The sequence below is a fragment of the Streptacidiphilus jeojiense genome (genome assembly GCF_000719095.1).
GTDB classification, from domain to species: domain Bacteria; phylum Actinomycetota; class Actinomycetes; order Streptomycetales; family Streptomycetaceae; genus Streptacidiphilus; species Streptacidiphilus jeojiensis.
This window is the reverse complement of the sequence record NZ_JOEH01000029.1, coordinates 83,490-102,013: the sequence shown is the minus strand read 5'-3', so window position 1 is coordinate 102,013 and position 18,524 is coordinate 83,490. Positions and strand designations below refer to the sequence as shown.

General features: G+C 69.7%; 19 protein-coding genes and 2 pseudogenes. 8 read left to right on the top strand and 13 right to left on the bottom strand.

Annotation, left to right across the window (positions count from 1 at the left end; genetic code table 11):
• Positions 1 to 19: 19 nt before the first annotated feature.
• The 4 genes from IF29_RS47095 to IF29_RS0132940 all read right to left on the bottom strand — a co-directional run bounded on the left by IF29_RS47095 (position 20) and on the right by IF29_RS0132940 (position 5,536).
• Positions 20 to 1,240 (bottom strand): glycoside hydrolase family 75 protein, encoded by a 1,221-nt coding sequence (locus tag IF29_RS47095; protein ID WP_232242695.1) that lies wholly within the window; start codon positions 1,238 to 1,240, stop codon positions 20 to 22.
• A 468-nt stretch (positions 1,241 to 1,708) separates the two neighbouring features.
• Entirely contained in the window at positions 1,709 to 2,287 is a 579-nt protein-coding gene (locus IF29_RS0132950; protein ID WP_232242694.1) for a DUF1062 domain-containing protein, read from the bottom strand.
• Between the two features lie 397 nt (positions 2,288 to 2,684).
• Positions 2,685 to 3,887 carry an FAD-dependent monooxygenase gene (locus IF29_RS0132945; protein WP_030262776.1) on the bottom strand — a complete coding sequence of 401 codons (1,203 nt, stop codon included), beginning with the start codon at positions 3,885 to 3,887 and terminating at the stop codon, positions 2,685 to 2,687.
• Positions 3,888 to 4,039: 152 nt separating this feature from the next.
• The gene (locus IF29_RS0132940; RefSeq protein WP_030262773.1) at positions 4,040 to 5,536 is read right to left on the bottom strand and encodes a bifunctional phosphatase PAP2/diacylglycerol kinase family protein; all 1,497 of its coding nucleotides are present in this window, start codon (positions 5,534 to 5,536) and stop codon (positions 4,040 to 4,042) included.
• Positions 5,537 to 5,658: 122 nt separating this feature from the next.
• On the opposite strand from IF29_RS0132940, the gene IF29_RS0132935 reads away from it, so the two are divergent.
• Entirely contained in the window at positions 5,659 to 6,510 is an 852-nt protein-coding gene (locus IF29_RS0132935) for a DUF1206 domain-containing protein (RefSeq protein ID WP_380522304.1), read from the top strand.
• A gap of 133 nt (positions 6,511 to 6,643) precedes the next feature.
• Positions 6,644 to 7,558 carry a DUF1206 domain-containing protein gene (locus IF29_RS0132930; RefSeq protein WP_198037620.1) on the top strand — a complete coding sequence of 305 codons (915 nt, stop codon included), beginning with the start codon at positions 6,644 to 6,646 and terminating at the stop codon, positions 7,556 to 7,558.
• Positions 7,559 to 7,719: 161 nt separating this feature from the next.
• Here the strand turns inward: IF29_RS0132930 and IF29_RS0132925 are convergent, their stop codons facing one another.
• Both IF29_RS0132925 and IF29_RS0132920 read right to left on the bottom strand, forming a co-directional pair.
• A complete protein-coding gene (locus tag IF29_RS0132925) occupies positions 7,720 to 7,905 on the bottom strand; it encodes a hypothetical protein (protein ID WP_030262762.1) in 186 nt (61 codons plus the stop codon).
• A 77-nt stretch (positions 7,906 to 7,982) separates the two neighbouring features.
• The gene (locus tag IF29_RS0132920) at positions 7,983 to 9,143 is read right to left on the bottom strand and encodes an RNA-guided endonuclease InsQ/TnpB family protein (RefSeq protein WP_030262759.1); all 1,161 of its coding nucleotides are present in this window, start codon (positions 9,141 to 9,143) and stop codon (positions 7,983 to 7,985) included.
• Positions 9,144 to 9,162: 19 nt separating this feature from the next.
• Between IF29_RS0132920 and tnpA the strand changes: the two are divergent.
• Positions 9,163 to 9,590 (top strand): annotated as a pseudogene (gene tnpA, locus IF29_RS45430) (IS200/IS605 family transposase).
• Between the two features lie 219 nt (positions 9,591 to 9,809).
• Here the strand turns inward: tnpA and IF29_RS0132910 are convergent.
• Complete coding sequence (locus IF29_RS0132910) at positions 9,810 to 10,499, bottom strand: hypothetical protein (RefSeq protein ID WP_030262757.1); 690 nt, start codon at positions 10,497 to 10,499, stop codon at positions 9,810 to 9,812.
• Positions 10,500 to 10,939: 440 nt separating this feature from the next.
• Between IF29_RS0132910 and rpmB the strand changes: the two genes are divergently transcribed.
• Complete coding sequence (gene rpmB / locus IF29_RS0132905; RefSeq protein WP_030262756.1) at positions 10,940 to 11,161, top strand: 50S ribosomal protein L28; 222 nt, start codon at positions 10,940 to 10,942, stop codon at positions 11,159 to 11,161.
• Positions 11,162 to 11,278: 117 nt separating this feature from the next.
• Here the strand turns inward: rpmB and IF29_RS0132900 are convergent, their stop codons facing one another.
• The 3 genes from IF29_RS0132900 to IF29_RS0132890 form a co-directional block, all read right to left on the bottom strand.
• Positions 11,279 to 11,884 carry a malonic semialdehyde reductase gene (locus IF29_RS0132900; protein ID WP_030262755.1) on the bottom strand — a complete coding sequence of 202 codons (606 nt, stop codon included), beginning with the start codon at positions 11,882 to 11,884 and terminating at the stop codon, positions 11,279 to 11,281.
• Between the two features lie 61 nt (positions 11,885 to 11,945).
• On the bottom strand, positions 11,946 to 12,959 hold the full coding sequence (locus IF29_RS0132895) for a nuclear transport factor 2-like protein (protein ID WP_157624040.1): 1,014 nt from the start codon (positions 12,957 to 12,959) through the stop codon (positions 11,946 to 11,948).
• A gap of 74 nt (positions 12,960 to 13,033) precedes the next feature.
• On the bottom strand, positions 13,034 to 13,399 hold the full coding sequence (locus IF29_RS0132890; RefSeq protein ID WP_030262750.1) for a VOC family protein: 366 nt from the start codon (positions 13,397 to 13,399) through the stop codon (positions 13,034 to 13,036).
• Positions 13,400 to 13,566: 167 nt separating this feature from the next.
• Between IF29_RS0132890 and IF29_RS0132885 the strand changes: the two genes are divergently transcribed.
• Positions 13,567 to 14,052 carry a MarR family winged helix-turn-helix transcriptional regulator gene (locus IF29_RS0132885; RefSeq protein WP_030262747.1) on the top strand — a complete coding sequence of 162 codons (486 nt, stop codon included), beginning with the start codon at positions 13,567 to 13,569 and terminating at the stop codon, positions 14,050 to 14,052.
• An 87-nt stretch (positions 14,053 to 14,139) separates the two neighbouring features.
• On the opposite strand, the gene IF29_RS0132880 is transcribed toward IF29_RS0132885, so the two are convergent.
• On the bottom strand, positions 14,140 to 14,697 hold the full coding sequence (locus tag IF29_RS0132880) for a TetR/AcrR family transcriptional regulator (protein WP_030262744.1): 558 nt from the start codon (positions 14,695 to 14,697) through the stop codon (positions 14,140 to 14,142).
• A 163-nt stretch (positions 14,698 to 14,860) separates the two neighbouring features.
• Here IF29_RS0132880 and IF29_RS0132875 point away from each other — a divergent pair, with 163 nt between their 5' ends.
• Complete coding sequence (locus tag IF29_RS0132875) at positions 14,861 to 16,330, top strand: MFS transporter (RefSeq protein ID WP_051726330.1); 1,470 nt, start codon at positions 14,861 to 14,863, stop codon at positions 16,328 to 16,330.
• 47 nt (positions 16,331 to 16,377) lie between these two features.
• Here IF29_RS0132875 and IF29_RS44035 read toward each other — a convergent pair whose 3' ends face one another.
• On the bottom strand, positions 16,378 to 17,028 hold the full coding sequence (locus IF29_RS44035; RefSeq protein WP_030262738.1) for a TetR/AcrR family transcriptional regulator: 651 nt from the start codon (positions 17,026 to 17,028) through the stop codon (positions 16,378 to 16,380).
• A gap of 71 nt (positions 17,029 to 17,099) precedes the next feature.
• Here IF29_RS44035 and IF29_RS0132865 point away from each other — a divergent pair, with 71 nt between their 5' ends.
• Together IF29_RS0132865 and IF29_RS0132860 are read left to right on the top strand one after the other, a co-directional pair.
• A complete protein-coding gene (locus IF29_RS0132865; RefSeq protein ID WP_030262736.1) occupies positions 17,100 to 17,462 on the top strand; it encodes a hypothetical protein in 363 nt (120 codons plus the stop codon).
• Positions 17,463 to 17,543: 81 nt separating this feature from the next.
• Complete coding sequence (locus IF29_RS0132860; RefSeq protein WP_030262733.1) at positions 17,544 to 18,353, top strand: class I SAM-dependent methyltransferase; 810 nt, start codon at positions 17,544 to 17,546, stop codon at positions 18,351 to 18,353.
• Between the two features lie 44 nt (positions 18,354 to 18,397).
• On the opposite strand, the pseudogene IF29_RS48095 reads toward IF29_RS0132860, so the two are convergent.
• Positions 18,398 to 18,522, bottom strand: a pseudogene (locus IF29_RS48095) (IS5/IS1182 family transposase); the annotation flags it as partial.
• Positions 18,523 to 18,524 lie beyond the last annotated feature (2 nt).

Sequence of the window (18,524 nt, the reverse complement as noted above, 5' to 3'; positions counted from 1 at the left end):
GACGGGTGGTGGCCGGCTCTCAGACGACGATGCGGTCGAGGTTGGGGGCGCCGGCGGAGGGGTTGGAGAACTCGATGGTGTTGCTGCCGGCCTTGAGCTGGACGGTGACGTTCTTGGTGACGACGGTGTTGTAGTCGGGGGTCTCGGGGAAGCTGACGGTCTGGTTCACGCCGTTGACGGTGACCACCGCCGACCGGGCCTGACCGACGCTCATGAAGGAGACGGTCATGGTGTAGCTGCCCGCGGTGGGCTCGGTGACCCCGGTGAAGGTGGCGGTGCCGCCGTTGCCCAGGTAGCTGAGCTTCTTGCCGCCCGAGCAGTGCGCGCAGTTGGTGACCGTCGTGCCGCCGGCCAGGGCCGCCGCCTCGGCCTCGTACGACTTGTTCCCACCGGTCGGCGGAGTCGTCGGCGGAGGGCTCGACGGCGGCGGGCTGCTGGGTGGCGTGCCCCCGGCCATGCTTGAGCCGAGGGTGTCCAGAGCCTTCTGGACCAGGGCCTGCGCGTTGTCGTTCAGGGTGGCGTTGGTGCCGTTGACGACCCAGGACGAGCCGGAGAACATCACCACGGTCACGCCGTTGTCGACGCCACCGGTGGTGCCGCTGCTGGGGATGCCCAGCAGCTGGGCGGCCTTGACGGATGCTTCGCCCAGTTCGCGGGAGTCGTTGTCCGAGGTGGTCTGGTTGTTCGCGGTCTGGGTGTCTCCGAAGATCGAGCCGATGACCTTGCCGTTGTAGAACATCAGCGCGAACTGACGGCCCGACATGCCGCGTTCCTTGTAGAAGAAGTGCGGGCAGGGGGAGGTACGGTCCCAGCAGTCGTCGCCCAGCACGTAGAAGGGGACGTGGTGGGCGCCCAGGGCCTGCCCGTTGCTGTCCTGCCAGGTGGTGTCGCCCTGGTGGTCGGGGTCCGGGTCGGAGTCGCTGCCGTCGGTGTCGATGGCCATGCTGGAGGTGTAGGCGTAGACGCCCGAGGCGACTTGGTACACGTTCACGTTCTGAGCCCGGGTCATCGTGTTGATGTGGGGCTTGGTGTTGACCTGCGTCGCGCTTGTCGAGTTCTTCTGGATGCCGGCCAGCACCTCGGCGGGGGTGTACGAGGTGGCGGCCGCCGGCGCGGCGGCCGAGGCAGCCCTGCCGGTGGCGGGGGTAGTGGCGGCGTCGGCGTTCGCGAGGGCGAGCGGGGTGGCGAGCGCCAGAGCCGCGGCGATGCCTATGGCAAGGCGCGTACGGGTCGGTGACATAGCGGTGGAGACCTCCATCGGTGGGGTTGATTATTAGGAAACTTTCCTAACGAGATTTAGGGTCGTTTCGTTTACGCGTCCCTGTCAAGACATTTGAACTGGGAAGTTCTCTTGGTCGCGTCCGCACCATTTGTCGCACGGCGGCAGATCGGGGAGGGGGTGATCCATCGTCAGGAAGGGCTCGGGGAGGGTTAGTTAAGAAGCCTTCCTAGGTGATGGTTGAGAAGCCTGACCCCGGCTCTCCGGTGATGTCAAGACCTGGACCTGACAGCCCCGGCGTTCGGTTCGAGGCGACTGCTGAGACGGCGCAACCGCTTGACAGCACCCCGGTGCAAGGCCAGGATTCATGAAACATTTAGGAAAGCTTCCTAACGAGGTTCGCTCCTTGGATGAGACCCCTGACCCGGTGAGCCCGTCCGGCCCCGACCGGACAAGTGGGTCGGGGCGGGACGGCGACTGGTCACGGCATCACGGCTGGTGGAACAGGAAGCTGAAGTCCTGTGTGCAGCGACCGGTCAGCCTCTGGTCGGAGGTGATCCGTCCGGCGGCGATGTGCTTGGCGACCTCGGCGCGTGACAGCGCCAGGCCCGTCGCGATGAGCGCTGTCGTCCTGAGCGGGATGCACTGGGCGAAGCGGACGCCGACGTCGAGGATGTCGGCCTTCGGCAGCTCGTCGGGCTGCATCGTGATGGTCCAGGCGTCGGTCCAGTCGAGTGTGACGTCGTTGCGGTGCGCCAGCTGGGGATCGGCGAGCAGTTTCGCTGCGAGTTCGGGGGAGTCGTCGCGGAAGCCGCTGAGCATCGCGGGCTCGATGGCGCGGACGTGGACGCGTTCCAGCACCGTCAGTTTGACGGTCTGGTCGCACCGGACGCATCGCGCCAGCAGCCAGATGTCGAGGAGCTTGTGGTGTGCGTTGACGCGGAACCGTCCTTGGGTTCGGTAGGCCGTCGAGGGGCAGGTCCGGCATCGGCGCCGGATGGTCGGAAAGGTCGTCGGACGTACGAGCCACTGGCTGGTGGCGCGCAGGGGAGAGGTGATGTCGTGCACCTGGGAAGGCCGATCTGCTTCGAGATCCTCGTTGCGAGATGGGCGCGGCACGGACAGACGGCCGTGGCGCCGGATCGATCAGCGGGTGCCACGTGATGGGCAGCCGGACGATGACCTGCCGAGGGCACGCTGAAGCAGACCGTCAGCGCAACAGCGCTGCACGGCCCGGGGCCCGTCAGGGCGCGGCGTGCCTTCTCGGCGCGGTGAGCGTCTCAGCTGTTGTACAAAGGGGCCGTCCTCGACGGAGCGTGCGGAAGCGCCGGTCGGCGGTCCTGAAGTGACGGCGTGACGGTAACGTCGGCCGCCCGGGCCGCGCCACCGAATTTTTCCCTGCATCCGCGGACCGTCAGGCCGACTGCCCCAGCGTCAGCTCTGAGCCACCCACGGCCGCCATTGCTCAGCCGACGGGGTAGTCGTCGACGTCCATCGAGTTGTAGAGGCGGGCGGTCTTGGTGGTGAGGCGGAGGAGAGCGCGGCTGGGCCCGGCGGGCAGGGCGGAGATCAGGCGGGCGCCCTGGGCCAGCCCACGCACGCCGAGGGGTGAGGTGGGGATGAGGGTCTTCGCCGCGCTGAGCGCGGCCGCGCGGCTGCCCGGCACGTGCTGCGCCATGGCGCGCTCGTAGGCGGGGAAGGCGCGCTCGTGGTCACCGCCGGCCCGCGCCAACTCCCCGGCGAGGACGTACGCGCCGACGACGGCCAGGGTCGTGCTGCCGCCGACGGCCGGACCGGGGCAGTAGCCCGCGTCGCCGACGAGCGTCACCCGCCCCCGCGACCAGGTGTCCATGCGGAGCTGGGTGATCGAGTCGAAGTAGAACGCCGGGGTGCGGTCGAGCTCGTCCAGCCAGCGGTCCACATCGGGGTGCATGCCGGCGAACGCACCGCGCAGCAGCTCCTTCTGCCGGGGCACGTCGTGGTGGTGGCAGTCGAGCTCGTGCTCGCTCCGGAACAGGAACAACGCCCGCGCGTCGCCGAGGTGCCGCGCGCCGTACATGCCGGCCGTGCGGCCGACGCCGACGTGGATGAGGAGCTCGCGGTCGAGCCCCGATACGTTCGGCAGGGTCAGCACCCCGAGGTAGGCACCGATGAAGGCGCTGAAGCGGGACTCGTCGCCGAAGACGAGTCGGCGCACGTTGGAGTGCAGCCCGTCAGCGCCGACGACGAGGTCGAAGCGGCGCGGCGCGGCGTTCTCGAACCGCACCTCGCCTTCGGGTGAGATCGCGGTGATCGAGTCGCTGAAGATGTACTCGACGTCGTCGCGCGTGGCGTCGTAGTAGATCTCGCTCAGGTCGTCACGCATGATCTCGACGTGCCGGTCGGAGGTGGCACTGAAGATCTTGGAGAGGTCCACCCGGACGGGACGCCGCGCCCTCTCCTGGTGGACAGTCATCCGGTTGGTGCCGGTGGCCCGCTCCTCGACGCTCGGGAGCACACCCATCCTCTCCGAGATGTCCATCGCGGGCCGGAACAGATCGACCGCGTGGCCACCGGTCCTGCGCAGCGTCGGTGCGCGCTCGACGACGGTGGCGCAGAAGCCGTGCCGGGTGAGCCAGTACGCCAGCACCGGACCGGCGATGCTGGCGCCGGAGACGAGAACCCGCATGGCACTCCTTCGAGCAGGGGACAGTGCCCAACTGTCGCCGCCGGTACCCGCCGGTGGATTGGACGAATGTTCCCCGCACTGGGCCGTGTGTTCCCCACACCAGGCCGTGCAGTCGGGCGGGAGCGTCCGGCCCGGTCACGAGTTGCGGGGCGTCAGTCCTGGTGCGGTAGGTACACGGTGAGGGCGTGGGGTGCCTTGTCGAGGACGAGGGTGTCGGCGGCGGGGCTTATCTCGCCGTCGCGGGCGTAGTGCTCGGTCTCCTCGATGCCGTCGATGCGCAGCTGGGAGAGGTGAGCGGCCTGGTAGACGCGGGAGCGGGCCAGGGTGCCGGTGAGGAAGGCGGCGACCAGGCGGCTGCGGGCGAAGGGGTGGCTGCCGTCGACGGCGCGCACGTCGAGGGTGCCGTCGTTCAGGCTGCGACGGAAGCTGGGGGCGAAGCCGGGCGGGTCGTAGCGTCCGTTGCCGGCGAACAGCAGCCACAGGCGGCGCTCCGTGCCGTCGATGACGGCGCGGGTGGGCTGACCCTGGGCCAGCACCCGGACCAGTCCCACCCCGAGGGCTGGCCACTTGCCGAGGTACTTCTGCAGGGACTCGCGGGCGTGCACGAGCTCGGGGTAGACCCCGATGCTGAATGTGTTCAGGAAATAGGCCGTCGGCGGCTCGTCCTCCGCCTCGATGCGGGTGGTGCCTTTGGACGTCACCCGTCCCAGGTCCACTGATCCGCCGTGTCCTTCCTGGAGGGCGGCGACGGTGTCCTGCAGGGTGAAGATGCCCAGTTCGGCGGCGAAGTGGTTGAGGGTGCCGGCGGGGAAGACCGCCAGCGGCAGCCGGTGCTCGGCGGCCAGGAGGGCTGCGGCATTGACCGAGCCGTCCCCTCCGGCGATCCCCAGGGCGCTGTCCCCGTCGGCGGCCTCGACATCGGCGACGGCTTGGTCGAGCAGGGCGATCAGATCCTGGTCGCCCTCGCGCACGCGCAGGTCCGCGTCCGGCATCTGTGCACGCAGTTCCGCCTCCACACTGCCCGCACTGCCCGAGGAGCTGTTGACCACCAGCACCAGGCCGCGACCGTCCGGCAGGGCCGGCAGCTCGACCCGGGCCCGGGCCGCCTGCGCGGGGGCGTCGTCGCGCAGCGGCCACCACCGCAGCGTGAGCGCCGCCATGCCGACGCCCAACGTCACTCCGGCCAGCACGTCGCCGGGGTAGTGCGCCCCGGTGTAGACGCGCGAGCCCGCCACCGCTGCGGCCAGTGGAACGACGGCTGCGCCCAGCCAGGGTGATTCCAGAGTCACGGCGGTCGCGAACGCGGCCGCGGAGGCCGCGTGTCCGGACGGGAACGACGTGGTGATCGGGGGGCGCAGCAGGCGGCGGGCCATCGGCACGCCGGTGGTGACGGGGCGTCGGCGGCCGGCGAGTTTCTTGGCGACCACGTTCGCCGCGGTGGACGCCAGAGCGAGGGAGCCGACGCCCCGCATAGCGGCGCGACGGGCAGTGCGGTTGCGCGAGAGCCCGAGCGCGGCCGCTCCGGTCAGCCACAGCACTCCGTGGTTGGCGCTGCGCCCCAGCCTCGGCAGGACCGGGTCCAGGCCGCGTGGATGCGCGGCGGCCACGCGATCGAACAGGTGCACGTCGAGGTTCTGCAGTCGTCCCATGGACGCCGGTTACCCCGAACGGGTGCGAACACACGGTCGGTGACGCAGTGCGTGCATGTCCGTCGTCCGGGCAGACGCGTGTGCAGCGGTGCGAGCATGCCCGCACTATCAGGAGGTTCATCGTGGCGTCATCGCATGCGCACAACAGGAGCACCGGTCCAGGACACCGTTCTGATGCTCCGTCGATTCCTCGGCCCAGCGAGAAGGGCGCCCTGCGGACCGCGGGCCGGGCCGGCTTCGTGGCACGCGGGGTGGTCTATGTCCTGATCGGTGTACTCGCCTTGGAGATCGCGCTCGGCAAGGGCGGCGGTGAAGCCGACCGCCAGGGCGCGTTGCACCAGGTGGCCGCGCAGCCCTTCGGCCTGGCGATGCTCTGGATCCTGGTGGTCGGCTTCGCCTGCATGGCGCTGTGGCGTGCGTCACTGGCGGCGTACGGTGAGGCGGGTCGGAAGAAGACCGGCAGCCGCATCCTCAGCGCCGGGCGCGCCGTGTTCTACGCCTCGGTGTGCTGGGGAACAGCCGCCTACGCCGCGGGGAGCGGGGGCCAGACGGGCAGCAACGCCAAGTCGCAGGACTGGACCGCGTCCGCGCTCAAACTCCCTGGCGGCCAGGTGCTGGTGGCGATCGTCGGCGTGGTGCTGTTCGGTGTCGGCGTGGGCATCGCGGTCAGCGCGATCCGACGCACCTTCCTCAAGAAGCTGAACACAGCCGCCATGAGCGTGCGCGTCCGCAAGGTCGTCACCGCGCTGGGCATCGGCGGCAGCACCGCGCGCGGCACCGTCTTCGCCGGCGCCGGCGTGTTCATCGTGGTCGCAGCCGTCCGCTTCGATCCGAAACAGGCCAAGGGCATGGACGCCACCCTGCGCAGCTTCGCCCACACCCCGGCCGGTCCCTGGCTCCTCGTCCTGGTCGCGCTGGGACTCGTACTCTTCGGCGCCTTCTCCTTCGCTTCCGCCCGCTGGCGCAAGCTCTGACCCATGCCTCCTCCAAGCCCCGTCGGGTCCGCAGGAGACAGCCCGACGCTGCTTGGCGACGAAGCGTCAAGAGTTGTCCCTGGGGCGGTTTTCAGCCAGCGGGACGGGGCAGCCGGAGTGACAGGAGGCACACATGGACTGGACACTTTCCGGCAGACGACATTCCCCCAGCCGCCGTACCAGCAGTTCGCGCTACGGCCGCAGCCGCACCTACCGTGAGCGCCGATCCGGCACCCGTCGCCGTGGGGGCGCACGGAGGGTGGCCGGGGCGGGGGCGATCGACGGCCTGGCCCGAGCCGGCTTCGTGGCCCGGGGCGTGGTCTACATCGTGATCGGCATCCTGGCAGTTCTGGTCGCACTCGGCTTCGGGCGCCACGACCTGGACCGCGCCGGCGCCCTGACTGCGATCGCCGACGAGCCCTTCGGTGAACTGCTGCTGTGGCTCCTGGTCATCGGCTTCGTCGGCCTGACACTGTGGCGCGCGGTGCGGGCCGTCGACTCCGCCGAGAGCGGCGGCCACCGACTCCTGGACGCGGTCCGCGCCGTGGTCTACGCGATCGCGGCCTGGAGCACCTACCAGTTCCTCGCCCACGGTCGCACCCCCACCACCTCCGACGACAGCGCCCACGACGTCAGCGCCCGCCTGCTGCACACCGACGGCGGACGCGTCCTGATGATCGTCCTGTCCCTGGCCGTCATCGCCGTCGGCATCGCCATCGTGGTCCGGGCCATCGGCAAGCGCTTCGCCGAACGGCTGCGCACCGGCTGGATGACCTACCGCACCCGCGACCTCGTGCTGCGCCTCGGGCAGGCCGGGCACATCGCCCGTGGCGTGATCGTGGGCGCGTTCGGCGTCTTCGCCCTGCAGGCCGCACTGTCCGACACCCCGGGCAGGTCCAAGGGCCTGGACGCCACGCTGCGCTCCTTCGCCCAGACCTCCTTCGGCCCGCTGGTGCTGGTCCTGGTGGCGTTGGGCCTCATCGCGTTCGGCCTGTACTCCTTCGCCGAGGCCCGTTGGCGCCGCACCCTGGGCGGCGTCCCCCGCTGACCTGCTGCTCGCGTTGGATTACGGTCCGGCAGCAGCGCACCCACGGCGGCTTCCGAAGAGGTGCGCGTCGACTCACTGCGCACCTGCGACGTACACGGCATTGCGAAGGCCCCCTGCACCGAACTGGTGCAGGGGGCCCGGGCTCGTCCCGGCGGAGAGCGTCAGGATTGCAGCCACGAGTCGGTGTTGGCCGTGGCGTTGAGGCTGCCCGCGTACTGCGGGGCGTAGTTGTACCAGTGCAGGTTGACGTCCATGACTTCCACGAAGTGGTCGGTGTTGTTCACGATGGAGGCGGCGTTCTTGAAGATGTTCTGGCCCGAGCCGGAGCCGTTCCCCCAGTGGGTCAACTTGACCCGGCCGGTGAAGGGTCGGGCTTGGAGGTAGGGCGCGGCTGGCTGTCGCGTGGCCTCCTCCGTCTGAGCACCTATACAGGTGCTGGGACGCGTGACTCACGCCCCGCTGTCCACACGGTCTCGCCCTTGCGGGCGATGTTGTGGGACGCGTTGGTGTCCGCGTGCACCATGGTCCCGCAGGACCTGCAGACGAACGTTGCCTGGTCGACGCGGTTCTTCGGGTCGACGTGGTGGCACTGGGAGCATTCCTGGCTGGTGTACGCCGGATCGACGTGAACCAGCGGGACGCCGGCGCGTTTGGCCTTGTAGGCGAGGTACTGGCCGAGTTGGTGGAAGCCCCACGAGTGGAGTTGGGTCCGCTGTCCCTTTCGGAGCCGTACCCGGTCGCGGACGCCCGTCAGATCTTCGAGGGCGATGCCGTGGCCGGTGCGTTCAGCGGTGGCGACGATGGTCTTGGCGATGACGTGGTTGACGTTGGCAGCGTGCCGCTGTTCTTTGCGGGACCGCTTCTTGAGCAGGCGCTTGGTGGACTTGGTTCCCTTGGCCTGGAGCTTCTTGCGCAGGTCGATTTGCCGTTTGCGGTGCCGGTTCAGGCCTCGTCCGGCGGCCCGGTAGCCGGTGCTGGTGGTGGCGATGTTCACGATGCCCAGGTCCACCCCGACGAACCCGACAGGGTTCTCATTGACGGGGGTCTCGGGCACCTCGCAGGTGGCGATCAGGTAGAAGGCACCGTCTCGCTCCACCAGGTCCGACTCGCCCTTGCGATGCTCGCGCAGCCGTTTGAGTGCACCCTGGGAACCGGTGAAGCGCACGTTGCGCAGTCGTCCGGCGGTGCTCCAGATCGATACCGTCCCCGCGTCGTACTGCCAGGACAGACACCGGTCGTCGTAGGGTTGCGCTGCCTGGGGACGGAACGTGATCGGCTTGGACTGCGCCGTGACCCGGCGTTTGGACCCCGGTCTGCCGAGGTTCCCTGCGCGGATGTTCGCCTGCAAGGCGGTGTAGGCGTCGCGGACCTTCTTGATGGTGTGCTGTGCGGCCTGTGCTCCCAGCCCGCGCGCCTTCAGCTCGGCGTAGGTGTGCTTGCGCAGCTCGTACTCACGCGGGACCCCGCGCTCGAACGCCACGCCGGAGACCCAGCAGGCCGCCTCGTTGACCGCGCGCAGGGTGGCGTGCAGTGCGGCGGCCTGGTCGGCCTGCGGCAGCAGTTTCACCCGCACCACGAGCTTCACAACGCGACCGTAGCAATCGATGTCACCACGGTGGGAGTCAAATCCCGATATCCGCAGGGGTCGAACGGTTGTTCATACCCTGCATGCCCATGTGGTCTTCACCCCCACGTACCGGCGCGGACCGTTCACCGACGAGATCCCGCCGCGCCGCGAAGCGGTCATGCGTGCCGTCTGCGCCGACTTCCAGACCGAACTGGTCGCATTCAACGGCGAGAAGGACTATGTGCACCTGCTCGGGCACTACCCGCCCAAGGCCGTCCTGTCCCGGCTGGTCGGCTCGCTCAAGGGCGTTTCCGCCCGCCGCCTGCGCCAGGAGTTTCCCGCCCACATCCGCACGTACCTGTGGGGCGAGCACTTCTGGCCCCCAGCTACCTCGCGGCATCCTGCGGCGGATCACCCCTGGCCGTCATCAAGGAGTACATCGAGAACCAGAAGCGACCAGACTGACCGCTACTACCAAGGCGCAGACAACTCCGGCGCCTCGCGCCTCCGAATCAAGGATGCGATTCCTCCCGAGCCTGAAACCCAATACTGTTGGCATAGGTGACTTTGTGCAGTTCAACGGATACTGGAGGTGATCTGTGTAGGTCGAGTCTGGCGGACCGTGTGGTGCCGAGGCGTGCCCCTGTGCCCGGATGGCGGCGTGGACGGCCAGGTGCGCGTAGATTAAGGCGCGTACCGCTGGTCATGGCCGGTCCACGGGTCGAACCGCGGCGACGGGTGCGCGAGGCGTTGCCCGGAGCGGTTCTCGCGACGCGCATGGCGGTGTTCGCGCTGGTCGTCGGGGTAGCTGCGGACGTCGTCGAGCCGCTGGTCGTGCGTGGTGCTCGGTGCGTCCGGGCGTCCGCGTTCGAATGCGGTGGCCATGAACGTCCTGCCGTCCTTCTCGGGGGCGAACGGGATGCCGGACGACATGGCGCGCGGGACGATGACGGCGGCCTGCGCCAGCCGGTTGAGGCCCAGGGTGAACAGCAGGGTCGCGCTCGATGCGGCGACGTGGGCGTGCATGGCGGCGGCAGGTAGGTAGATGACGCCGCGCCAGGCCACCAGGACGACCCACAACCACAGTCCGCGTACCGGCATCTTCGCCCACAGCGTGCCGTTGCGGGCTTCCAGATGCATGATCGCGCCGAAGCCCAGGCCGATCACGATCGAGCCGGCGGCGCCGATGGTCAACCAGACGAGGTCGGCCGTCTGCAGGTGCCGGCCACCGCTGGTCAGGTTGGTGAACCCGACGACCGTCAGGATCGCCGGCAGCAGCACCACGCGTTTGCCGCGCAGAGACTGCCCGGCCAGCTGCTGGTAGATCACCAGTCCGATGACGCCGATGACGGCGAGGATTTCCACTGCGGACACGAGGGGCTCCCTGGTCTATGCGCTTGCGCTGACCGCGCACCGGCCTTGAAACCGGCAGGTCCGACGCTATGGATCAACGCGGTACCAGTGCGTCGCCTCCAGGGCTGAGCCCTGGCATCAGACGTCGCCCGCGCCTGGTACCAGGCCGGACCCTGCGCTCATGCCAGGACTCAGCCCCAGCTCCGGTCCCGCACAGCTGATAAACCACTTGAACGCGCTGGGGCATGCCGTTACGGTCTGCCGCATGTTCTAGAGACGGCACAGGTAGAGACACCTCACCAGGCAGGCGACAGCGGTCGATTCCCCGACGCTGCGTGCTGAGTCCTGCCCGTGTTTCCCATGCCGTCGACCACCGCTTCCGCAGCGGCACTTCTCCCTTCCCGATCGACATCGCGATGGGCGGTCGGCATGCCATCGCGAACTCTTCGAGGAGAATGCTGATGTCACAACGCTGCGACGTGTGCGGCAAGGAGCCGAGCTTCGGCAGAAAGGTCGCCAGGCTGGGGCGCAACGCCCAGAGGCGGCGGGTGCTCGGGCGCTCGGCGCGGATGTTCCGCCCGAACATCCAGCCCGTGAAGGCGACTGTCGACGGCCGGCCGGTGCGGCTCAAGGTCTGCACAGCGTGCCTGAAGGCCGGGAAGGTCCAGCGCCGCGCTTCGTAGCACTGCGCCGGCAACGCGGACGGGGCCCGCGCCGGCGGGCCCCGTCCGGTCACGCTGCGGTTCTGATCATCGGTCGTCGTCGTCGTCGTCGTTGCTGCTGCTGCGCAGCGGCGGAGCTTAGACCGTGGTGACGACCAGGTTCTGTTCCAGGCGCGGGCCGCGGGGGAATGCGGGGTCCTCGTCCGGCTTGCCGATGGTGATCACGACGAGGGTCCTGTAGCCGGTCTCGGCGAAGAACTCCTTGTCGATGGCCTCGGCGTGCAGGCCGGTCATGGGCCCGGCGGCCAGGCCCACGGCCCGCACGCCGAGGATGAAGTAGCCGATCTGCAGCCCGGCGCTGACGGAGGCTTCGACGAAGCGGTGGTCCTTGCCCTGGAACAGGCTCTGTGCGGCGGGGAAGTGCGGCAGTTGGGTGGGCAGGTGCTCGTGGAACTCGGGGTCGTAGGCGAGCACCCCGACCAGCGGAGCGGCGGCGGCCTTCGCCTTGTTGCCGTCCCACAGATGTTCGACGAGACGCTCGCGGGCCTCGGGGGAGCGCACCAGCAGGATGCGCAGCGGCTGGGAGTTGAACGCGGTCGGTGCGTACTTGACCAGGTCGTAGATCGCGGCGACCTGGTCCTCGCTGACCGGCTCGTCGGAGAAGGTGTTCGCGGTGCGGGCCTCGCGGAAAAGGAGGTCCTGCGCGGTCCGGTCCAGGGCGAAGTGCTGGTGCAGCTCAGTCATCGTGGTTCGCTTCCGTTTCGTGGTCGGATGGCACGGGTCGTCTGCGGCGGGTGGAGTTCACTCACCGCGCGGGCAGCGGTGCCTCGGCGCTGAGGCCGATCAGGGACTGGTAGGCGGCGTGGGTCAGCAGGCTCGAGTCGTAGATGGTGGTCAGGCGGCTGACCTTGCCGGTCCCGTCGAGTTCGAGGCAGGTGTGGCCGCGTCGTATCGGGGCGGCGTGCGGGGCGGCCGTCCACTCGTAGCCGCCGCCCTGGCGGCTGCCGCCGGTGTGGACCAGCGCGGCACCCGGGCCGTAGGGGAGCTGTCCGAGCGCCCGCGTGTAGTAGCGCTGGACCTGGAGCGTGCCACGGACGCGGGTGTGTGCGGCCAGGTCCTCGTGGACCACGTCGTCGGACATCAGGGCGACGGCCCCGGCCGCGTCGCCCGCCGCGAATGCGGTCTGGAGCGCACGGGCGGCCCGGGCGACGGCGGGGTGGGCGTTCTGCTGGGAATCGCTGAAGTCGGTGGGGTAGGTGTCGGCGATGGTGTTCTGGATGAGGGAGCTGCGGCCGTCCCAGTAGTCGACCCAGCGGGTGACCTTGTGGTTGTCGTCGAAGGTGACGGCGGAGAGGGTGCGGATCTCCTGGCCGAAGAAGGCGGGGGTGTCCACGAACTCGATCGCTGCGCTTCGCGCGTCGCCGACGATGCGCAGCGGGTAGGAGATCGCGTCGGCGGGCACGCTCGCGAGGAAGGGGGTGAAGAAGTTGTTCAGCGCCTGCCGGCCGGTCATGGTGACACCCAGGCACGCGTCGATGTAGACGGTGTTCGTCCTGGAGAAGTAGGACAGGAACCCGGCGGCGTCGTGCCTGCTCTTGGCGGTGAGGATGCCGCGGAAGACTGCGGCGATCTCCGGAGTGCAGTGCGAAGTGTCAGTGACGCCGGACGGGTACGGGAGTTGCTGCCCCCCGTTGGCCGCCGGGGTGGCCGCGCGTGCCGTTGCGGCCGTGAACACCCCGGTGGCGCCGAGAGCCGCAGCCGTCCCGGCCATGGCTCCGGTGCGGAGCATCGTCCGCCTGGTGGTTCCCTGTCGATCCACGTGATCCATCATTGAGTTCCTTTTCGCGTGGGGTGATTAGGAGAAGCGGATAGCACTGGTGCGAGCGCCGCCGGTCACTCGGCGGGCACGGGGCCCACCAGGTCGAACTCGTTGCCCTCCGGGTCGGCGAAGGTGGTCCAGCGGACCGCCGGCTTCTCGGCGTCGGCGACCGGTGTGGCGCCGAGGTCGGTCAGCCGCTTGCTTTCGGCCTCGAAGTCGTCGGTCCACAGGTCGAGGTGGAGGCGGTTCTTGGCCGACTTGGGCTCCGGGACCCTCCAGAAGGCGAGCTTCGGGCCGCCGGCCGGGTCGGCGGCGTCGATCGCGGCGCTCTCGGTGGTCGCGCCCGGGTTGACCGGGCGGTGGAGAACCTTCGACCAGAAGGCGGCGAGGGCGGCTGCGTCGGCGGCGTCGATGCTGAGGCCGATGACGGACGTGGTCATGATGTCTCCTCTTTCTGCGTGATGCCGACGTCCCGCACTGCTGGGCGGTCGCGGCCTGCCTTGGGTGTCCATCAGTTAATGCTTTAAGTGAAGCTAGCTCAGATTGACTTCGCCATGCAAGTGATCCGACTGCCGATTCACTTCAACTCTTAAGCTATGCTGGTGTCATGGACGTCTCGCAGGAGCCCCGTTGGCTCGACGCCGAGGAGGGCGCTGCATGGCTCGCCCTGGCCGGCACACTGATCAGGCTGCCGTCCGCGCTCGACGAGCAGTTGCGCCGCGACGCCGGGATCAGCCACTTCGAGTACCAGGTGCTGGCCAAGCTGTCCCAGGTGCCCGACCGCACCCTGCGGATGAGCGTGCTGGCGGTGCAGACCGAGGGTTCGCTGCCACGCCTGTCGCAGGTGGTCGCCCGGCTCGAGCAGCGCGGCTGGGTGCGCCGCACGCCTGATCCGACGGACGGCCGCTACACCCTGGCGATCCTGACCGACGAGGGCGGGGCCAAGGTGGCGGCAGCCGCGCCCGGCCATGTCGAGGAGGTCCGCCGCCTGGTCTTCGACCCGCTGACCAAGGCCCAGACCCGGCAGCTACGCGAGATCAGCCGACGCATCATGCGCGCAATCGACCCGGACGAGCGCTCCCTGGACGACTGAGGCGGGGTCAGGCCGCCGGCGTGTGCGACGAAAGGGCATCGGCTCGGCTGAGTTCCGGGCCTCCCCGGCCGGGCGGCGCTGATCGCTTCAGGTGTGGAGGCCGTCGAGCAGGGTCTGGATGATCGGTTCGAGGTAGTCGCGATCGCCGTGGATCCTGGCGATGGCGACGATCGCGTCGAAGATCTGTACCAGGGTGATGTCGCCGCGGATCTCGTGGGACTCCTGCGCCGCGGTGAGCAGAGGCTGGCCGGCGGCGAGTGCCCGGTGGCGGTGGCTGGGAGGGGCGGTGTCCTGGGAGGCGTGTTCGAGCAGCTCGGCCACGATCAGGCGCTTGTTGGGGATGAAGTCGAAGTGCAGGCGCAGCCAGGCGGTCAGGGCCTGGCCCGGTGTCTGGCCGTCCTCGATGCGGGCGGCCCGGCAGATCGCGTCGACCTCGTCGACGTAGAGGGCTTCCAGCAGTTCCCGGCGTCCGGGGAAGTTGCGGTAGAGCGTGGCCATGCCGACGCCCGCGCGGCGTGCGACCTCGGCCATCGACACCTCCGCGTCGGGGTCGGCGAAGGCGCCTCGGGCGGCGTTGAGGATCTTGTCGCGGTTGCGCTCGGCGGCGGCCCGCCTGGTGGGGAACGAAGTCCCGCCCGAAGTCATCCCGTTCCTCCGATCCCGCGCGCCGGTCCGCCGGTGCGCCAGTCCGCCGTGCGCCGGTGACCACTTTAGCGGATCGCCTGTCCGGCATTAGGTGGACAGCCTGTCCGGCATTGCCTAGGCTCGTTCCGGAGAGCCTATCCGGCAACTTGTCCAGGAGCATCCCATGCCGCACATGCGCACCCGCCCCACAGGCACGCCACCGCCCGCCGCACGGCGCTCACCGCAGGCGGTGGCCAAGCCGGGCGTAGGACTGGCCGCCGTCGCCGTGATCGCGTGCACCGCCCAGTTCATGGTGGTGCTCGACTCCAGCATCGTGAACGTCGCCCTGCCCTCGATGAGGTCGGGGCTGGGCCTGTCGGCCGACGCGCAGCAGTGGGTGGTCGACGGATACCTGGTCTCCTTCGGCGGCCTGCTGCTGTTCGCGTCGCGTGCCGGGGACCTGTTCGGCCGCCGCCGGGTCTTCCAGATCGGGCTGTTCGTCTTCTCCGCCGCCAGCCTGTTCGGCGGTCTGGCCCAGACGGGCTGGATGCTGCTGGCGGCGCGCCTGGTCCAGGGCGCAGGAGCTGCCGCGCTCGCCCCCTCCAGCCTGAGCCTGATCACCGCCAGCCATACCGAACCCGCCCAGCGCACCCGGGCGATGACCTGGTGGGGCGTCGCGGCCTCCAGCGCCGCCGCAGCCGGCATCGTGCTCGGTGGTCTGCTGACCGCCTCCCTGAGCTGGCGCTGGGTGCTGCTGGTCAACGTGCCGATCGGCGTGGGCCTGCTCCTCGCCGGCCTGGTCTGCCTGGCACCCACCCCCGTCTCCCGCAGCCGCCCGGGTATCGACGTCCCCGGCGCCGTCACCATCACGATCGCCACCGCCGCGATCGTCTACGGCGTCTCGGCCGCCCCGGACCACGGCTGGGGATCGGGCCAGATCCTCGCCGCCCTGATCGCCGGCGTCGTGCTGCTGGCCGCGTTCGTGGTCATCGAGCGGCGCGCGGACCAGCCCTTGATCCCGCTGGAGCTCCTCTCGGTCCACAACCTGCGGGCCGGCAACGTTCTGACGCTGTGCATGGGAGCCGTGATCACCGCACCGCTGTTCTTCCTCTCGCTCTACCTGCAGCAGGTGCTCGGCGAGAGCGCCGTGCGCACCGGCCTGTCCCTGCTGCCGATGGTCTCCGTGATCAGCGTCGGCGTCCTCGTCTCGCAGAGGCTGATCCCGACCGTGGGCCCGCGCCGTCTGGTGGTGATCGGCGGTCTCGTCGCCGCCGCCGGACTGGCGTGGCTGGGCCAGTTGCCGGCGCACTCCGACTACGTCGGTCATGTGCTGCTTCCCACCCTGGTCGTCGGTGCCGGGACGAGCGTGACGATGATGCCGGCGATCGTCGCCGCCACCACCGGCGTCGATCCGCGCAACGCCGGCGTCGCCTCCGGTCTGATCAACATGTGTCGTCAGCTCGGCGCAGCACTGGGATTGGCCGCCCTGGTCACCGTCGCGGCCGGTGTGACCAGCCACAGCCGCGCCGGTGGTGCCGCGGCCGTCGTCGACGGCTACCGCATCGCCTTCTACGCGATGGCCGCCGTGAGCGTGGCTACAGCCGCCCTCGCCCTGACCCTGAAGCCGGCAACAGTGCCGCGCCCGCGACGGTAGGGACAGTCAGGCCGCCCCGGCGGCGCCTGAGGACGGGCCGGCGCCGGTCACGACGCCCCAGCGGGTTCCAGCAGGGCGGCGATCATCGTCGCAGCGTGCCAGCGCTCGAATGCGTGGTGGCTCCAACCGCGCTCCTCGACCAGGTGCCGGTAGTTGGCGGGCTGGATCTGCAGCCAGAGCACGTCGGCGGCAGCCTCACGCGGGATGTCACGCCGCAACGATCCTGTCGCGGCTGTGGCCGCGATGATTCCGCGAGCGCATTCCAGCAGTTCCTGCTGGCTGGACTCCTGAAGCTGCGCCAGTTCGGGATCGGTCCCCGCGGCCTGCTCGAGTGCCAGTTGCAGCGGCCCGAGCCGCTGCGAGATAGCGGCGGTGAAGGCGGCGAACTCCTCGAGCAGCCGGTGCGCGTCGGGGATCGCCAGCAGCCGCTGGAATCCCTCGTCGTTGGCGGTGACGCTGCCGTCGGTGGCGGCGTACTGCCGGGCGAGGGCGAACAGTTGGGCCTTGTTGCCGATGCCGAAAACGGTCGGGCGCGAGACGCCGGCGCGGGCGGCGATCTGCTCGATCCTCGCGCCCGTGTAGCCCTCCTCGGCGAACACCTGCACGGCGGCAGCCACCACCGCCTCATGGGTGCGCCGGGCGGCCTGCTCGCGCAGCGGCGAGCGGTACGTGCGCTGAGTTCCTTTGACGTCGGCCATCAGATTTGGCTAGACTCCCAATCAAGTCATTTAACTCATGGTCAATCCAATTCTATGAGCAGGGGGAACAGTTGTCGACCTCGGAATTTCTCAAGCCGTGGCGGGTCCTGGGATTCGGCAAGCACCCGGAGATAGGCGCGGCCGTCCAGGCGCGCCTGCGGGCGGCCGGGCTGGCGGCCACCATCGTGGTCCTGACCGACGACGAGGACGGCGACGCCCGTCTGGTCCAGGAGTTGAGTGACGCCGAGTACGACGGCGTGGTGATCGGCAGCTTCGTCAGCGGCCAGGACCCTCAGCTTCCGCCGACCGAGGAGACCACGCTCTGGTTCAACCGCGTCCTGAACATCATCCACGCCCACGCGCCGTCCGCCAGGATCATCCTGGTCCGCAACCCCGGCGACGCGCTGCCCGCGATCAGCCGCGTGCTCGAGTAAGCCCCCGAGTGGGAGCGCCGACCGGACCGCCGCACAGCCATGGGCGGACACCTGCGCGGTGCGGCAACTAGGGTGTGGCGCATGAGTCAGACTCCCGTCGCCCCCATCGACCCCGTCGCGCACAACCGCCTCGCCTGGGACCGCGAGGTGGAGCAGGACAACGAGTGGTCGCGCCCGGTCGGCCCCGAGGTGATCGCCAAGGCGCGGGCCGGCCAGTGGTCCATCGTCCTGATCGGGCACGAGCCGGTGGACCCGACCTGGTTCCCGCCGGAGATCGCCGGTTGCGACGTACTCTGCCTGGCCTCCGGCGGCGGGCAGCAGGGTCCGGTGCTGGCCGCGGCGGGCGCGCGGGTGACCGTCTTCGACAACTCGCCCCGCCAGCTGGCGCAGGACGAGATGGTCGCGGCGCGGGAAGGGCTCGACCTGCGCACGGTGCTCGGCGACGCGCGCGACCTGAGCGCGTTCCCGGACGCCTCGTTCGACCTGGTCGTCCACCCGGTCTCCAACCTGTTCATCCCCGAGCTGGCGCCGGTCTGGCGCGAGTGCCACCGCGTGCTGCGCCCCGGCAGGACGCTGCTGTCCGGCTTCCTCAACCCGGACGTCTACCTCTTCGACGCCGAACCCCTGGAGGCGCGCGGAGAGCTGGTGGTGCGCCACCGCCTGCCCTACAGCGACCTCACCCACCTGGAGCCCGCCGAGCGGGAACGGCTGTGGGGCCTGGACGCGCCGGTGGAGTACAGCCACACGCTCGCCGAGCAGCTCGGCGGCCAGATCGCGGCGGGCTTCGCCATCACCGGCTTCACCGAGGCGCCGCACCACTCGGACGCCACAGCCGGCTGGCTCCCCGGCTACTTCGCCACGAGAGCGGTGAAAGCCGGCGCCTGCCGCTGAGCCTCCAACTGCCCGGTGCCTTCCGATGCTTGCCTTGAGCCGCTGATCTTGGCGTGGGAGACTTTCACCGGCCGTCGGCTGGCGGAGAGTGTGTCCCAGCGGCCGCGGTAGGGACGCGGATGGTGCTGCAAGCTCCCTGGTAGCCCTTGTCCGCCCAGCAATGGACCCCGT

Excerpts from the sequence above, each read along its gene's own strand:
- IF29_RS47095 (WP_232242695.1), bottom strand. The coding sequence starts at position 1,240 with ATGTCACCGACCCGTACGCGCCTTGCCATAGGCATCGCCGCGGCTCTG.
- IF29_RS0132945 (WP_030262776.1), bottom strand. The coding sequence starts at position 3,887 with ATGCGGGTTCTCGTCTCCGGCGCCAGCATCGCCGGTCCGGTGCTGGCG.
- IF29_RS0132940 (WP_030262773.1), bottom strand. The coding sequence starts at position 5,536 with ATGGGACGACTGCAGAACCTCGACGTGCACCTGTTCGATCGCGTGGCC.
- IF29_RS0132930 (WP_198037620.1), top strand. The coding sequence starts at position 6,644 with ATGGACTGGACACTTTCCGGCAGACGACATTCCCCCAGCCGCCGTACC.
- rpmB (WP_030262756.1), top strand. The coding sequence starts at position 10,940 with ATGTCACAACGCTGCGACGTGTGCGGCAAGGAGCCGAGCTTCGGCAGA.
- IF29_RS0132900 (WP_030262755.1), bottom strand. The coding sequence starts at position 11,884 with ATGACTGAGCTGCACCAGCACTTCGCCCTGGACCGGACCGCGCAGGAC.
- IF29_RS0132890 (WP_030262750.1), bottom strand. The coding sequence starts at position 13,399 with ATGACCACGTCCGTCATCGGCCTCAGCATCGACGCCGCCGACGCAGCC.
- IF29_RS0132885 (WP_030262747.1), top strand. The coding sequence starts at position 13,567 with ATGGACGTCTCGCAGGAGCCCCGTTGGCTCGACGCCGAGGAGGGCGCT.
- IF29_RS0132880 (WP_030262744.1), bottom strand. The coding sequence starts at position 14,697 with ATGACTTCGGGCGGGACTTCGTTCCCCACCAGGCGGGCCGCCGCCGAG.
- IF29_RS0132875 (WP_051726330.1), top strand. The coding sequence starts at position 14,861 with ATGCCGCACATGCGCACCCGCCCCACAGGCACGCCACCGCCCGCCGCA.
- IF29_RS44035 (WP_030262738.1), bottom strand. The coding sequence starts at position 17,028 with ATGGCCGACGTCAAAGGAACTCAGCGCACGTACCGCTCGCCGCTGCGC.
- IF29_RS0132860 (WP_030262733.1), top strand. The coding sequence starts at position 17,544 with ATGAGTCAGACTCCCGTCGCCCCCATCGACCCCGTCGCGCACAACCGC.